General features: G+C 34.7%; 13 protein-coding genes. 4 read left to right on the forward strand and 9 right to left on the reverse strand.

Annotation, left to right across the window (positions count from 1 at the left end; translation table 11 throughout):
- Positions 1-2 precede the first annotated feature (2 nt).
- Positions 3-950 (reverse strand): arginase, encoded by a 948-nt coding sequence (gene rocF / locus QZ136_RS00915; protein WP_291399443.1) that lies wholly within the window; start codon positions 948-950, stop codon positions 3-5.
- Between the two features lie 109 nt (positions 951-1,059).
- Between rocF and QZ136_RS00920 the strand changes: the two genes are divergently transcribed.
- A complete protein-coding gene (locus tag QZ136_RS00920; protein ID WP_291399444.1) occupies positions 1,060-2,442 on the forward strand; it encodes an arginine decarboxylase in 1,383 nt (460 codons plus the stop codon).
- 136 nt (positions 2,443-2,578) lie between these two features.
- Entirely contained in the window at positions 2,579-3,115 is a 537-nt protein-coding gene (locus QZ136_RS00925) for a DUF695 domain-containing protein (protein ID WP_291399445.1), read from the forward strand.
- On the opposite strand, the gene QZ136_RS00930 is transcribed toward QZ136_RS00925, so the two are convergent.
- The 5 genes from QZ136_RS00930 to alaS form a co-directional block, all read right to left on the reverse strand.
- Positions 3,112-3,831 (reverse strand): RluA family pseudouridine synthase, encoded by a 720-nt coding sequence (locus tag QZ136_RS00930; protein ID WP_291399446.1) that lies wholly within the window; start codon positions 3,829-3,831, stop codon positions 3,112-3,114. The genes QZ136_RS00925 and QZ136_RS00930 overlap by 4 nt on opposite strands.
- A 137-nt stretch (positions 3,832-3,968) precedes the next feature.
- Positions 3,969-4,661 carry a response regulator transcription factor gene (locus QZ136_RS00935; RefSeq protein ID WP_291399447.1) on the reverse strand — a complete coding sequence of 231 codons (693 nt, stop codon included), beginning with the start codon at positions 4,659-4,661 and terminating at the stop codon, positions 3,969-3,971.
- 100 nt (positions 4,662-4,761) lie between these two features.
- A complete protein-coding gene (locus QZ136_RS00940; protein WP_291399448.1) occupies positions 4,762-5,862 on the reverse strand; it encodes a TlpA disulfide reductase family protein in 1,101 nt (366 codons plus the stop codon).
- Between the two features lie 103 nt (positions 5,863-5,965).
- The gene (gene gatB, locus QZ136_RS00945) at positions 5,966-7,438 is read right to left on the reverse strand and encodes an Asp-tRNA(Asn)/Glu-tRNA(Gln) amidotransferase subunit GatB (RefSeq protein WP_291399449.1); all 1,473 of its coding nucleotides are present in this window, start codon (positions 7,436-7,438) and stop codon (positions 5,966-5,968) included.
- A 158-nt stretch (positions 7,439-7,596) separates the two neighbouring features.
- Positions 7,597-10,233 (reverse strand): alanine--tRNA ligase, encoded by a 2,637-nt coding sequence (alaS, locus tag QZ136_RS00950; RefSeq protein WP_291399450.1) that lies wholly within the window; start codon positions 10,231-10,233, stop codon positions 7,597-7,599.
- A gap of 197 nt (positions 10,234-10,430) precedes the next feature.
- Between alaS and QZ136_RS00955 the strand changes: the two genes are divergently transcribed.
- A complete protein-coding gene (locus QZ136_RS00955) occupies positions 10,431-10,766 on the forward strand; it encodes a MerR family transcriptional regulator (protein WP_291399451.1) in 336 nt (111 codons plus the stop codon).
- Between the two features lie 4 nt (positions 10,767-10,770).
- Complete coding sequence (locus QZ136_RS00960) at positions 10,771-11,694, forward strand: diacylglycerol kinase family protein (RefSeq protein ID WP_291399452.1); 924 nt, start codon at positions 10,771-10,773, stop codon at positions 11,692-11,694.
- Here QZ136_RS00960 and QZ136_RS00965 read toward each other — a convergent pair.
- From QZ136_RS00965 to QZ136_RS00975, 3 genes are read right to left on the reverse strand one after another with little or no spacing between them, the layout of a single operon-like run.
- Positions 11,673-12,728 carry a metallophosphoesterase gene (locus tag QZ136_RS00965; RefSeq protein ID WP_291399453.1) on the reverse strand — a complete coding sequence of 352 codons (1,056 nt, stop codon included), beginning with the start codon at positions 12,726-12,728 and terminating at the stop codon, positions 11,673-11,675. The two genes, QZ136_RS00960 and QZ136_RS00965, sit on opposite strands and share 22 nt — an antisense overlap.
- A 24-nt stretch (positions 12,729-12,752) precedes the next feature.
- Positions 12,753-13,526: an enoyl-CoA hydratase-related protein gene (locus QZ136_RS00970; protein ID WP_291399454.1), complete on the reverse strand. Its 774-nt coding sequence runs from the start codon at positions 13,524-13,526 to the stop codon at positions 12,753-12,755.
- A 51-nt stretch (positions 13,527-13,577) separates the two neighbouring features.
- Positions 13,578-15,677, reverse strand: a complete 2,100-nt coding sequence (locus tag QZ136_RS00975) for a ComEC/Rec2 family competence protein (protein WP_291399455.1) — start codon at positions 15,675-15,677, stop codon at positions 13,578-13,580.
- Positions 15,678-15,679: the final 2 nt, after the last annotated feature.

A 15,679-nucleotide genomic window follows, 5' to 3' on the forward strand; every position in this document is an offset into this window, starting at 1 on the left:
ATTTAATCGTTAATTAGAGAATTTGTTGCACGAAGTAAAATTTCAAAGGCATTTTCTGCCATTAAATTTTCCTTGTCAAGTGTAGGATTAACTTCTACAATTTCAAAACAACATACTTTTTCATGACTCATTAGTCGTGAAACTAAGTTTCCAGCCTCTTTTTCAGTTATTCCATTAGATACAGGGGTGCCAGTTCCTTTTGAAATTGATGCATCTAAAGCATCTACATCGAATGAAACATAAATCACATCACATTGATCTAAATATTGTAAGGCATCAATTGCCACACGTTCCACTCCGCGTTTTCTAATTTCAAGCGTGGGGAAATTCTTTATTTTATGCTTTTTAAGAAGATATTGCTCTGCCGGTTCAAAATCGCGTAAAGCAATGTAAACTAGATCATTATAGTTTATTTTAGGAGATATATTGCCTACATTTTTTAATTGATACCAATAGTTGAGAGTCTCCTGATCTGGCTTATTAATTTTTGAATCTACATTATCTTCGTCTAATACTACAGCGAGACTCATTCCATGTAAATTTCCCGAGGGGGTAGTATAAGGCGAATGAAGATCAGCATGAGCATCAATCCAAATTACTCCTAAACGAGCTTTGGGGAGTGCCTTTTTTATCCCAGAAATAGTCCCTGCCGCATTGCTATGGTCACCAGAAAGCACAATTGGAAATTCATCATTTTTCAAAGTTTTCGAAACTTCCTCAGTAATTCGTTCAACCATTGTGAGTACTCCAGATACACGTTTAGCATACTGATTGCCAACAGATTCTAGTAAAAGATGATTTTCATTTGCTATTTCAACGCTTTTATATTTTTTAAAATAGCGACTACCAAAATCAAGAGCTGCAATTTTGATGGCATCAATACCCATACTAGATCCACGTGTGCCTGCTCCAAGCTCAGATTTAACCTCAATAATTTTCAGTTCACGCATAGTCCACTTTCCCTTATTTTCGAATATAGTTTAAAAACATGTAACATTTAAGCAATGATTTATGTTCTATGCTATATGCTTTTTATATCTTTGCCAAAATTATAAAAAAATGCAGAGTTACGCGGAGTTTCTTGATTTAAGCGTGGGTTTCCCTCAGGATGGATTCGACATCATTGATGATGAATTATATTTTCATGACTTAAACCTCATGGAAATGATTGAAACGTATGGTTCTCCTTTGAGATTTACATATTTACCCATCATTAGTAAGAAGATACAACAAGCAAAATTATTGTTTCAAGCGGCTATCGTAAAGAACAATTACAGAGGTGGTTATAAATATTGTTATTGTACTAAAAGTTCGCACTTCCGACATATTGTGGAAGAAGCTCTTCGCAATGATATCCACTTAGAGACTTCATCGGCATTTGACATGCCTATGATTGATGCGCTTGAAAAAAAGGGATCTTTAACAAAGGATATCACTGTTATTTGCAATGGTTTTAAAACCTTTCAGTACAAGCAATACATTATTGATATGCTTCATGATGGTTTTAAAAATATTATTCCAGTTTTAGACAATAAAGAGGAGTTCAATATTTATGATGATGAGCTTGACATTCCTTGTAATTTAGGTTTTAGAATTGCTGCCGAAGAGCAACCTGATTCACAGTTTTATACTTCTCGTTTAGGAATTCGAATTGAAGACATAATTGACTTCTACAATCATAAAATAGCTCAAAACCCAAATTTCAAGGTTAAACTTTTACATTTCTTTATTAATTCAGGTATTTCTGATACGCCATATTATTGGAATGAATTAGAGAAATACGCAACCTTATACTGTAAATTCAAAAAAATAAACCCCGACCTCGATACACTTGATATAGGTGGTGGAATGCCTTTCAAAGATTCCTTAGCCTTTGATTTTGATTACGAATACATGGTCAACGAGATTGTGAAAAGAATCAAAGAAATTTGTGCTGAGCATGATGTTATGGAACCAGATATTATCACTGAATTCGGTAAATATACTGTTGCAGAGGCATCTGGAATACTTTATAAAGTCTTAGGACGTAAGCAACAGAACGACCGTGAAAAATGGTTAATGCTTGATGGTTCTTTCATCACTAACCTTCCTGATGTTTGGGCACTTAATCAAAAATACATTCTTGCACCAATAAATAATTGGGATTCTGAATATGAACGTGTTAACTTGGGTGGAATTACGTGTGATGGACAAGATTATTATAGTCAGGAGGCACATATGAACAACGTTTTTATGCCTAAAACACGTAAAGTTCAATATTTGGGATTCTTCCATACCGGTGCTTATCAAGAGGTTTTAAGTGGTTATGGTGGAATTCATCACTGCCTTTTACCATCTCCTAAACATGTTATTATCCGCCGAAACCGCGATGAAACCTTTAATTTTGAGGTTTTTGGAGAGGAGCAGAATAGTAAGCAGGTGTTGAAAATATTGGGTTACTAATCCGGGTCAAGCCCGGATTGACAAGTTTATCAATTGACAATTATAGTCGGGTCAAGCGCGGATTAACAATATTTTTAAATTTTCAGTGTTAAATGCCAGGTGTTAAAAAATATTAACTGAGAGTGATTTTTTAAACATGAAATCTAAATATTACCTTCTTTTATTTTGCCTGATTCCATTCATTTCATGTTCTCAGAGCAAGAAACAATCTGAAGAAGTAAAAAATGAGGCTCCAATTCTCAAACAAAGTTTTTCATCGCTTCAATTTGAATCGGATGGAAAACCTTGTATCGCATCAATTAACCAGCGATATATGTTTTTCAAAGAAAAGTCGAAATATTCCTTATCGCTTTTCGTCATAGTTAATACCCTTGAAAAGGATAAAAACGGGCATCCTACTGAAAAAGAGGCTGCGTTTTTTAATGAATTTCAAACACAAATTCTCCAGAAGCTCAGTACAGCCCTTGGTGACTATTGTTATATCGGTACGACAACTATGACAGGCTATAGGGATATATTGCTTTATATCAAGCCTGAGCATCAAAAAACAGCAATTGAAGTTTTGGAGAAAATAAAAGCTGAAGAAAGTCGCATTCAATCCATATCTTTTGAAGAAGATGCTCAATGGGAAGCTGTTTCAGGCTTTTACGATGCTGTTGATGTCAAATTCTAAGAATCGAACTTATCAAGCAGTTTAATTAAAGTCGCGAAATCCTTTGGATATGGTGCCTCAAAGGTCATTTCGGTCTTTTCATCAATCTTAAAAGTAATACTGCGAGCGTGTAAGGCAAATCGCTTCATAATTGGCAGTTCCTCCTGATCTTTCCCAATACGATAGCCTCTTTTAATTTCAGATAGATAAACTGGCTTACCACCATACATTTCATCTCCAGAGATATTTGCTCTTTGGGAAGCCAGATGAATTCTAATTTGGTGCATTCTACCTGTAATTGGCTTGCACTCCACCAAAGTATAATGTTTATAAAACTTAATTGAGTTGAAGATTGTTTCGGCTTGTTTACCCTCTTGCTTATTTATTGCGACATTTCTTGCACCCAAATTTAATATTGGAAGATCCACATGTAGCTCCTCAAAAACATGGGTTCCATTAATGATTGCATGATAAACCTTAGTCACTTTTCTATGTTCAAATTGCATAGAGATATGACGATAAGTCTCAGGGTTTTTAGCAATTATTAATGCCCCTGAGGTCTCACGATCTAAACGGTGACAAATCTGAGCGTCATCAGCGTATTGCTTTGCCATCCTAAGCAAATTATTATCCCCACCCTCCCGATCGTCGAGGGAGCTTAAAAATGCAGGTTTATTTACTACAATTAAATTGTCGTTTTCAAAAAGAATAAATTCTTGGAATTTAGGAAGCTTCACACATTAAAAATTAGAGTGCAAAGGTACGGATTTAATGGGAATGTGGAAATGGAGGTTCGTAGGGACAGGTCGCGACCTGTCCTCTTTTTATAACGTTTTTTAACGGACAGGTCACGACCTGTCCCTACACGCGTAGATTATTTCAATTCAAATTTATATCCCACACCTTTTACGGTGCTCACATAATTTTCACCTAATTTTTCACGGAGTTTGCGGATATGAACATCAATAGTCCGATTGGTAACTACCACCGAATCTTCCCAAATACTTTTCAAAATAACTTCTCGTGTATAGACCTTTCCGGGTTTAGATGCAAGTAGATATAGTAATTCAAATTCTTTTTTAGCTAAAACGATTTTTTCACCATTGCGAAACACGAGAAAAGCATCACGATCAATCACTAAATCACCAATTTCGACACTGCTTTTTACTTCTGGTTCTTCAGAATGAGAGTTTCGTCTTAAAATGGCATTTATTCGACTGGTTAAAGCACGTGGCTTAATAGGTTTTGCGATATAATCATCTGCACCAACATTGAAACCTGCAATTTCAGAATACTCTTCACTCCTAGCGGTCAGGAAAACCATAAATGTATTTTTAAATTCATTCATGGTTCTTAGTATTCGACAGGCCTCGATTCCATCCATCTTGGGCATCATGATATCGAGAATAATGAGATCAGGAAGCACTCTTTTGGCTTCGGCAACACCCTCTAAACCATTAGAAGCAGTATAAACCTGATAGCCTTCCTTTTTAAGGTTGTATTCGATAAGTTCCCGAATATCAGGTTCATCGTCAACAATCAGGATTTTGTGCTTAGCCGTACTCATAGATTTTTAATTTTAGTAAAAATAAATCCTTTGTTCTATCCTATCGTTAAGCCACTATTAACAAATTGTAAACTTTACAATCAAATTTACAAGAATAAATCTATTTCAATGTTTTCTCTAAAAATTGCTCCAATTCAGCTCCTCTTAAGTTTTTGGCAATGATTTTACCTTTAGGATCGAGAAGAAATGATGCAGGTATGCCCTCAACCTTGTAAAGCAAAGTCACTTTTCCGTCCCATCTTTTAAGTTCTGAAAGATGTGGCCAATTCAAGCGATCATCTTTAATAGCCTTTAACCATCCAGCACGATCATCATCAAGAGAAACACCTAAAACAGTGAAATTCTTATCTTTAAACCTTTCAAACTGCTTAACAATATTAGGATTTTCTTCGCGACAAGGAGCGCACCATGATGCCCAAAAGTCGAGCAAGATGTACTTTCCTCTAAAATCAGACAATTTAAACTCCTTGCCATTTTGATCAGGCAATTGAAAATCAGGAGCAATTTGACCGATAGAAACAGGCTTCAATCCCATCATTTTTGTCACGAAAGATTGAACAGCTTTATTCTTAGGGAATTTTGATTTCACCTCTTCTGCATAAGCAATTAACTCTTGCTCATACTTATTTTGATCGATAGTCCCAGCAACATAAAACCCTGCTAAATTATCTTTATTATCCTGAACAAATTTAAATCCTTTCTCAGAAAACTTATTCATATTAGACTGAAATTTAGGCATTAAGGCATTATAAATCGAATCTTTTGCATTCGGATTTGCACTTACTGATGCCGCATACTCTTCCTGAATTTTTTGGAATATTTTACCATAATCATTACTGATTTTATTAAAATCACGGATCTTCTCCGAATCACTAGAACCTGAAACTTCATAGGTATTGGTAGTGTCTAAATAATCAGACTTAAACTCCACTTCATCACCATTCTTACCTACAATAAGAAAATTTTTCTCGCCAATAACTAAAGTATAGAAATTAGGATCCGGAGCTACACGACGAAATTTAAATTCATTGCTTTCATTTAAAAAAGCTGAATCAACCACTTGGTCAGTCTCATAAAGCATAACCTTTTTGATTTCACCCGCGTTTTCAATTTTACCAGAAATAATTAGCTCATCATTGTTTTTACAAGAACTAACAAAAAACCCAAGCCCAAGTAGGGCAATCAATGTTACTTTTTTCACGATCTATTATCTATAATTTGTTATCCACTGTCTTTATTCTCTATTGTCAATTATCTCAAATCCCGCATCTCAAATCTCATATCTCATATCTCACATCTCAAATCTAACTTCTCAAATCTAACATCTCAATTATCAATTTATTAGCTACCTGCGGATTAATCTTACCCTTTGATTTTTTCATAAGATCCCCCATAAACAATCCTAAAACACCCTTTTTACCTTGTTTATATTCCTTTACCTTATCGGGATATGAATTTAACACCTCCTCAATGAGTAGCGCTAAATCATCGTCATTGGTATCGATTAAAACCTGTAAGGAAATAGCAATCTCCTCAGCAGTAGAATTTGGATTCTCAATTAAAGCCGGGAACACTTTACTTGCAGCAAGCGAATAATTTAACTTTCCGTTATCTATTAATTGAATAAGTCCCGCTAAGGTTTTAGGCTCCAACTTAAAATCTGAGACACTTGTACTAGAGTCTTGAAGATAGCTTCTTAGCGGACCAATTACCCAGTTGGCAGCAGCTTTATAATTATTATTCCAAATTACTAATTCATCAAAATAGTTGGCTATCTCCTTTTCAGAAGACAATAAAATTGCGTCATATTCAGACAAAGCGAACTTAGACATATAGCGTTCAACTTTTTTTGAAGGAAGCTCAGGTAATAATTTGGCTAATTCGTTGATGTATTTTTGGTCGATTAAAAGTGGTGGTAAATCAGGCTCCGGGAAATAACGATAGTCGTTTGCAGTTTCTTTACTTCTCAGCGGACTAGTTTTTCCAGTTTCAGCATCAAAATTTAGAGTATTTTGATCAATATATTCTCCCTTTTCAAGAAGCTCGGTTTGTCTGATAAACTCATGCTCAATTGCTCTTTGAAGGTTACGAATGGAATTTAAATTTTTTACTTCACATCGATTACCATATTCTGTTGCACCTTTCAATCGTATAGAAATATTTGCGTCGCAGCGGATACTTCCCTCCTCCATGTTTGCATCACAAATATCAATATACCTCACCAATTTACGTATTTCATTCAAATAGGCAGCGGCTTCAGCAGCTGATCGGATATCAGGTTCAGAAACAATTTCAATTAGCGGAACCCCTGCACGATTCAGGTCGATTAATGAGTCAAATTCATCCTGATCATGCATACTTTTCCCTGCATCATCTTCCATGTGAATGCGATGGATACGTATGCGTCTAATATTTTGATCATCCGTTTTTACATCAATAAATCCGGAATGACAAATAGGCTGACTATCCTGCGTAGTCTGAAAACCTTTAGGTAAATCAGCGTAAAAGTAGTTTTTACGGTCAAAATGAGTATTATTATTTATCTGACAATTTGTGGCAAGACCCATCTTAATGGCATATTCCACAACTTTTTTATTGAGCTTTGGCAATGTTCCGGGTAGGCCTAAACTTACCGGACTTATATGTTCATTTGGACCGGCACCAAAAGAAGCTGAATCTGAAGAAAATATCTTACTATAGGTTGACAATTGAACATGCACTTCAAGTCCAACAACCAATTCATATTTATCAGTTAAACTGTCAGTGATAATTGTCATTTAAAATTATTGTATTAAATACAAAGATAAGCAATTGATAACAAATGAGTATTTCAGGCAAATAATGGGCCTTTAACTATTCAAATCCTAAACAAAATGGAAAATAGACAAAAAATCTCCAAATTCCATATTTGATTTCAAAAAAGAGAAATCAAATTTTAAGCTACAAATGACTTTGCTTTATCTAATGCACGATCTAATCCGGAACTATCTTTGCCCCCAGCTGTTGCAAAAAATGGCTGACCACCACCACCACCTTGTATTTCTTTGGCAAGCTCACGGACAATATTTCCAGCATTCAAGCCTTTATCCTTAACAAGATTTTCTGAAACCATAACTGTGAGGCTAGGTTTTCCATCAATTTCGCATGCTAGGACTAATAAAAGGTCATTAACAAGGTCTTTTACTGCATAAGCCAAGTTTTTAACCGCATCAGTATTTGGCAAATCGACTTTTTTAGCTAGGAAATTAATCCCATTAATGGAAACAAACTCCTTTACAAGTTCATGTTTCAGACCGGCAGAACGCTCCAATATACTTTTCTCGATTTCTTTTTTCAGTTTACTGTTTTCTTCAATTAAACTTTCTACAGACTTTAATAAATCGGAAGGGTTTTTTAAAAGATCTTTAAGGCCTTTAATTTGCTCGCTTTGTTGATTAATAAACTGTTCTGCCACATCTGCGGTAATGGCTTCAATTCTTCTAACTCCTGCTGCTACCGCACTCTCAGATGTGATTTTAAAAAATCCTATCTGTCCAGTTGATTTAACATGCGTTCCTCCACATAGTTCCTTCGAAAAATGATCATCAAAAGTAATTACACGCACAAAATCACCATATTTTTCACCGAAAAGTGCTGTAACACCCGAATTTATAGCCTCTTGATAAGGAATATTTCTTTGCTCTTTTAAAGCAATATTTTCACGAATTTTTCGATTTACAATATTCTCAATTTCAGCGATTTCTTGATCCGTAACTTTAGAGAAATGTGAAAAATCAAAACGTAAATAATCACCATTTACTAAAGAACCCTTCTGATTAACATGAGTACCTAAAACCTGCTTTAATGCTGCATGAAGCAGGTGTGTTGCAGAATGGTTATTTTCAGAAGCTTTGCGATTTGCAGGATCAACAATCGCTCTAAACGCATTTTTAGGCTCCTCAGGAATTTGATCTAGATAATGAATAATTAATCCATTTTCCTTTTTTGTATCGCTAACCTCATATTCAAACAATCCGGTCAAATCTTCAATTTTTCCTGTATCTCCCGCTTGCCCACCACTCTCTGCATAAAAAGGAGTCTTATTTAAGACCACTTGAAACTGCTCTTTACCTTTGGCGGTAACTTTACGATATTTTAAAATTTGGCATTCGCTTTCAAGCTGATCATATCCAACAAACTCAACCTCATCACCTTCATTAGCTACCACCCAATCGCCAGTATCAATAGCCGTAGCGGCACGTGAACGTTGTTTTTGCTGTTGTAGTTCTGATTCAAAACCCTCCATATCAACAGTCCAGCCCTTTTCACGAGCCATTAACTCGGTAAGATCAATTGGAAAACCAAAAGTATCATAAAGTTCAAAAGCGAAATCTCCTTTAATCAATTTATCGCTAGTCTCAAAGCGCTCAAAGCGCTGAATACCAGTCGCTAAGGTTCTTAAGAATGAAACCTCCTCTTCAAGTACAACCTTTTGAACAAAATCTTGTTGCTTTTTAAGTTCAGGAAAAACTCCATCAAATTGATCGGCCAAAATAGGCACCAATTTATTTAGGAAAGGATCTTTTAGGTTAAGGAAAGTATATGCGTAACGCACCGCTCTTCTTAAAATCCTTCTTACTACATATCCAGCCTTATTATTTGATGGAAGTGTTCCATCGGCAATACAAAAACAAATGGCACGAATATGATCCGACATCACACGCATCGCTACAGCAGCACCCCATGTATCATCACCAGGATTTGATGCTCCGACATAGGGAATACGTGATTGCTCAGAGATATATTGAATTAGTGGCTGAAATACGTCTGTATCGTAATTTGATGTTTTATTTTGAATAACTCTCACTAAGCGCTCAAGACCCATGCCCGTATCCACATGCTGATTAGGAAGCTTCTCAAGAGATCCATTTTTCAGTCTGTTATACTGCATGAACACATTATTCCAAATCTCAATAACTTGAGGATCATCTTGATTTACAAGGCTACTACCAGCTATCTTTTTACGCTCAGCTTCAGGGCGCATGTCAACGTGAATTTCAGAGCATGGTCCGCAGGGACCTGTTTCACCCATTTCCCAGAAATTATCTTTTTTATTTCCCAAAAGGATACGATCTTCAGAAATAAATTGCTTCCAAATTACATAAGCCTCCTGATCCTTTGGTAATCCCTCTTTCTCATCACCCTCAAAAACGCTTACATAAAGTTGGTCTTTAGGGATTTTATAAACTTCAGTGAGCAGCTCCCAACTCCAAGCAATGGCTTCTTTCTTAAAATAATCGCCGAAGCTCCAGTTTCCAAGCATCTCAAACATAGTATGGTGATAGGTATCAATACCCACCTCCTCTAAATCATTATGCTTACCAGAAACGCGCAAACAGCGCTGCGTGTCTGCTACTCGCGAATGTTTAATTGCTGCCTCACCTAAAAAAAGATCTTTAAACTGATTCATTCCCGCATTGGTAAACATCAATGTAGGATCGTCTTTAACCACAATTGGTGCTGAAGGAACTATCTGATGGCCTTTTGCGGCAAAAAAGTCTAAAAAACTCTGTCTAATCTCTTTGGTAGTCATGCTTGATTCGCTAATTTGCAAATATAAATATAGAAGCGGAATTGTATGTGCTGAATGTGATATTATTTATCCCAAGCAAATAAATTATAATTAGGAAAATGGCTTATTATTTGCTAGAATTAAATAATTGCCAGTCTTATTTCTGCAATCTAAATATAAATGTCCAATTTTATTAATTTTACAGTATAATTGAAGGTATGCCATACAAGGATAGAGAAATAGAGAAACTGTATTATACGATGGGCGAAGTAACCCAGCTTTTTGATGTAAATGCATCTCAAATACGATATTATGAACGTGAATTTGAGATTCTTCAACCTAAGAAAAACAAAAAAGGAAACCGACTTTTTAGTCCGGAGGATGTAGAAAACCTAAAAATCATTTTTAGCCTTTTAAAAGACAAGGGATTTACTCTTCAGGGAGCCAAAGATTACCTTCGCAGCAATAAAGGCGAGGTGAAGGAAAATCAAAAAGTAATTGACTCTTTAGAAAGGCTGAAGCAATTTCTCTTGGAAGTTAAAGAAAAGCTCTAATTCTATGAAGAAGCCTGAAAAACCGGCAAATAATAGATTAAGGATATTATTTATCTTAAATCGAAGGTCAGGCAACAGAAATTTAAATGATTTACTTGAGATTATTGAACAAAAATCAAAATCTCATCCCTTTGAATACTCCACTTATTTTCTAGATACATTTTCATCGGATTTAATCCGCAAAGAAATCTTTAACTACAAACCTAATATCGTTGCAGTTGCTGGTGGCGATGGAAGCATCAATTTAATTGCTACTATTCTAGCTGGAACACAAATACCTCTTGGCATCATACCTTTTGGATCGGCAAATGGGATGGCGAAAGACTTAGAAATTCCGGTGGATATCAAAGAATCAATCGAAATTTTATTAACTGGATCGATAAAAAAGATTGATTTGATTAAAATAAATGATCGCACTTGTTTACATCTAGCTGATGTTGGACTTAATGCAAGAGTGGTCAATCGATTTGAGAAAGATATTAACAGAGGACTTTTGACCTACGTAAAGCACCTTTTCGGGGAAATGTTTTTCCTGAAAAACTATGTTTTTCACATTGTTTATGATGGAAAGAAAATACGAAAAAAAGGGGTTTCCATCACTTTTGCCAATGCTTCTAAATATGGAACGGGGGCAGTAATCAATCCCGAAGGCCAATTAGATGACGGAAAATTTGAGATTGTATTGGTAAAACCCTTCCCGAGAATCAAATTATTTTCAATTGCATGGAAAATGTTTAGCAATAAATTACACACCTCCGATTATGTGGAAATTTTCAGCTGCAAAAAGGCAGTGGTTTATAGCAATAAAAAAACTACCCTTCAAATTGATGGCGAGGTTATTGGAAAAGTAAAAGAAATACGACTTGAGAGCCAAGAGAAAGTCCTAAATATAATAGTTCCGCATTATCATTCAAGCAAACATTCATAAACCATTTTACCCATTTTTGCATGATGATCTATAACCCATGCTGAAAGATTCAACTTCCCATCTGCCTCAAATCGAAGTTTAAAAAAGCCCTTCTCTTTAATTCCGAACTTCAGGTTTTTACCCGACCTGAGTACATATTTTAATTTTGAACCTGCTCCACTAACAATATAATGGTTCTCATCTTTAGCAATATGTTGTAGATTATGCTCATGCCCTGATGCATAAATAATGCCTGGGTGACTCTTAAAAATTTCAATTAAACGCTTTCGCAAACGCCTATATCTGGGGTGTGCGATATCTTCTTTAGCACCAAAATATTTACGATAAATAGGTAATAATGAACCTATTAATGGAAGAGGAAGGTATGCTTTTTTATGGTAAATAGTAAAAGGAAAAAGATGGTGCTTTAATTTATAGCGACCACCATGAATTGCATAGCTATATACTGGAGCATGTCCTGCAATGAGTATTCTCTTTCCATAATTATTCTCAAGAATTGCACTTAGTTTATTAAAGAATTCGTCCTCTGTTTCTACCCCACATCCACAATCTTTACCAATGGGTCTGAAGCCTGGTTGTAACCACCATTGGGTATTTATTAAAATAAGGGTTAGTCCTAGGTTTATATTAATTTCTGTTGGCCCCGGACAGCCATTTTCGGGAAACATAACCTTCTCTGAAAAGAGTGTTTCGAGATATTGTTCTTGGCGGATAACATATTGATAGCCATCTGGTCTGCCCTTATTCCAATCGTGGTTACCTGATATAAATAATACCTTACCATGATAATCTTTTAAGGCATTTTTATGAGCTAACAAACCATTTTCGGCATCTTTTCTTAAAATATTGCCTTCAGGAGGTAAACCACGAGGATAGATATTGTCACCCAAGAAAATTACTGCAGAACTTTGTTCCTTATTAAAATGGGAGGATAATGTTTTCAAAACCGGATCTGCACCATGCCGATGCACATTTCCTGTATCACCGATTAAAAAAATTTCAAATGTATTAACTTCCTTATTTTCTGATTGCATTTCAGATAATTTAAATAGAAGAAATTACCAATCCAATTTGTTTTTGTTCAAAAATGCGGTTATTCCTTTTTTACAATCGGCAGATGACCTTGTTTGTACATTTAAACCAATCGCTAAATTTAAGCTCTCATCAAGATTAAGATCCTGAACAGTGCTTAATAATTGCTTGGTTACTGTAATTGAATTGGAAGATGTGCCTTCAACAATTTTCTTAGCGTATGTGTGTACAGCTGATTCAATTTCCTCTTTTGAGGCTATAAAGTTAATCAATCCGTAAATTGAAGCTGTTTTAGCATCTATAAGTTCACCACTTAATAGCAATTCTTTGGCTCTACCCTCTCCCAATTTCCGAATTAAAAAGCAGGATACTAAAGCAGGAATAAATCCAATTTTAACCTCCGTATAGCCAAATTTAGCTTGTGGAACCGAGAATATCACATCACAAACTGAAGCTAATCCACAGCCACCTGCAATTGCATGCCCTTCAACTTGAGCAATAACAAATTTGGGGGATCTATAAATTGTGAGAAAAAGCTCTTTTAAGATATAGGTGTCTGTGAAATTCTCCACATCAGTATTTTGCTGCAATTGTTGAAGATATTCAAGATCAGCACCAGCGCTAAACACATCACCATTTGCCTTCAATACAATTACTTTGACATCAACGTCTTCAATTACATTTTTAAATGCATTTGAAAGCAATTTTACAAGTTCCGGATTTAAGGCATTACGCTTATCGGGACGGTTAATTGTAATATACGCAATTCTTTCTGATTTATTTATAACTACTAAATCCATTTAGGAGACAAATTATTTTTTAGGTAAAAGCAATAAAAAAATAGAATAGTATCACATTTTAACGATGTATGCAGACTTTTTTTGAAGAGAAATACAGTTTATATTTAATTTTCTTGCTTCCTCTAGGTATTTATTAATCTTATAATCAGGAATCTTAGATTCAAAAATTAATGTCTTAAAATTCACTCGATTCTTTAGATTAATCAGGTTGATATTTTTTATATTTTTTTGGACAAGAACGATATCAACATCTATTTTATTTGATAAAGCTAATTCATTAAACTCATTTTTCCATCTTAAAACTCTAAAATTACCAAATTGCATAAAATCAGTCGCTAGGTAATAGCTCTCTTTCTGAAGGTGTTTTTCGAAATTTATATATTTAATTTCTTTAAGCCCACGACTAGTAAAAAAGGGCTTTATTGAGTAATTAATGAGTTTATCTAGCGAATCAATGTCGCTAATTACAATAGCCCGACCTTGATTTATGTAGGCAATTGCTGTATTCTTTCGGAGGCTAAAAAAGACCAATTCATGTCTTGTAAAATTTTGAATAGATTTAAAAGAAAAGCTAATCGATAAGAAAAAAACATTGACTAGGGCCAACCAAACAACACTTTTATTTCTAAAAGTATGCCATAATATAAAAAGAATTATAATCAAAAACAAAAATAATAGCTCAAAAGCGGAAATCCACAAGCCTTCTAAAGCAGAAAAGGGTAGGTTTTCAATTTTATATAAAATATTGTTCGTAAAGTTGATTAGGTAATTTAAAAATGTGCCAAATAGCTTATTTAATATCTCAAATGGCATAAATAAAAAGGCAATTCCTACATACATAATAATTGCAACTGGAAGCACAATTAATAAATTACTTAAAAGAAAATATATTGGAAATTGATGAAAATAATAGACACTTATCGGGAATGTGGCTACTTGAGCGGCGAGCGACAAAGCCGAATAGCTCCAGAGATAGTCTAAAATTTTATTCTTAATGTAAAAACTATTGTAAATTATAGGATGGAAATAAACTAAGCCAGCAACAGCTAGGTAGGATAATTGAAAACCTACATCAAAGAGATAAAAAGGATCATATAAAAGCAGAAAAAAAGCCGAAATAGCCATTAAATTATAGGTGTTTTGATTTTTATTGATTGCCTTCCCTAGCACTACAAAACTTAACATCAGCGCAGATCGGCATACCGAAGGAGAAAAACCAGTTAAAAGTGAATAAAACCAAATAACCCCAATGATGATGATAGCTCTTATCAAAATAAGTTGTCTATTCTTATTCATTGCTTTGAGAAAAAAGGTCAATACAAGAAACACAATACCCACATGCATTCCCGACACAGAAAGTACGTGCATTGTACCAGTTTTTGAATAAGCTTCAACCAAATCATTGCTGAGCTCTGCACGATAACCAAGAATTAATGCCGATGCCAAAGACGAAGCTTCTTCATCAGGGATATATTTTACGAATTTCTGAACCAATTTCTTTCTTAAACTAAGCGCATAAAAAATGATTGGATTCCCAAATTGCTCTGCTACTTTCTTTACTTGAGATAGGTCAACAAATTGCTGATAATAGATTTGCTTATTTTTTAAATAGGATTTATAATCAAATTCGCCAGGATTATAGGGAGCTTCAATCTCTTTAAAGTTTGAGGGGACTAATAAAAGATCACCATAATAAAAACTTCTGTTTTTTAAGCTATCAATTTTTATCGCCACCAATAATTTTCCAGTACTACTTTGGATACTATTATTGAAATAAATGGCTGGCACTTCTGCCTCGAAACGAACAATTCCAGCAGCCGTTTTAGGCTCATTAATAATTTTTAGGAAAAGCATTTCAGACTTTATAGCACTGTAATATTTTGTATCGTAAGTGCCCGAATAATGAACTGCCAAGCTATATGACAAAAGAGCAAGAAAACCATGAATGAGAATGCCAAAAACCCATCCAAATCGAAATAATCGATGTTTTTTATAAAGTTTTAACAAAAGTAAATAGGAAATAAGAATTGAAATGAGAAAAATAATAGCCCAGGAATAGATGAAAGAGCTAGGGAAATAGGAAGCGATTATTATCCCAATAATCAAAGGAATTAATAATCTTACAAATGGCACTTCCCCCTTAAAAATCATAT

The organism is Daejeonella sp. (assembly GCF_017495225.1).
Taxonomy (GTDB): Bacteria; Bacteroidota; Bacteroidia; order Sphingobacteriales; family Sphingobacteriaceae; genus Daejeonella.

What these genes read in the sequence shown, in the direction of transcription:
- rocF (WP_291399443.1), bottom strand. Translation starts at nt 950, where the DNA reads ATGCGTGAACTGAAAATTATTGAGGTTAAATCTGAGCTTGGAGCAGGC.
- QZ136_RS00920 (WP_291399444.1), top strand. Translation starts at nt 1,060, where the DNA reads ATGCAGAGTTACGCGGAGTTTCTTGATTTAAGCGTGGGTTTCCCTCAG.
- QZ136_RS00925 (WP_291399445.1), top strand. Translation starts at nt 2,579, where the DNA reads ATGAAATCTAAATATTACCTTCTTTTATTTTGCCTGATTCCATTCATT.
- QZ136_RS00935 (WP_291399447.1), bottom strand. Translation starts at nt 4,661, where the DNA reads ATGAGTACGGCTAAGCACAAAATCCTGATTGTTGACGATGAACCTGAT.
- gatB (WP_291399449.1), bottom strand. Translation starts at nt 7,438, where the DNA reads ATGACAATTATCACTGACAGTTTAACTGATAAATATGAATTGGTTGTT.
- alaS (WP_291399450.1), bottom strand. Translation starts at nt 10,233, where the DNA reads ATGACTACCAAAGAGATTAGACAGAGTTTTTTAGACTTTTTTGCCGCA.
- QZ136_RS00955 (WP_291399451.1), top strand. Translation starts at nt 10,431, where the DNA reads ATGCCATACAAGGATAGAGAAATAGAGAAACTGTATTATACGATGGGC.
- QZ136_RS00960 (WP_291399452.1), top strand. Translation starts at nt 10,771, where the DNA reads ATGAAGAAGCCTGAAAAACCGGCAAATAATAGATTAAGGATATTATTT.
- QZ136_RS00965 (WP_291399453.1), bottom strand. Translation starts at nt 12,728, where the DNA reads ATGCAATCAGAAAATAAGGAAGTTAATACATTTGAAATTTTTTTAATC.
- QZ136_RS00970 (WP_291399454.1), bottom strand. Translation starts at nt 13,526, where the DNA reads ATGGATTTAGTAGTTATAAATAAATCAGAAAGAATTGCGTATATTACA.
- QZ136_RS00975 (WP_291399455.1), bottom strand. Translation starts at nt 15,677, where the DNA reads ATGATTTTTAAGGGGGAAGTGCCATTTGTAAGATTATTAATTCCTTTG.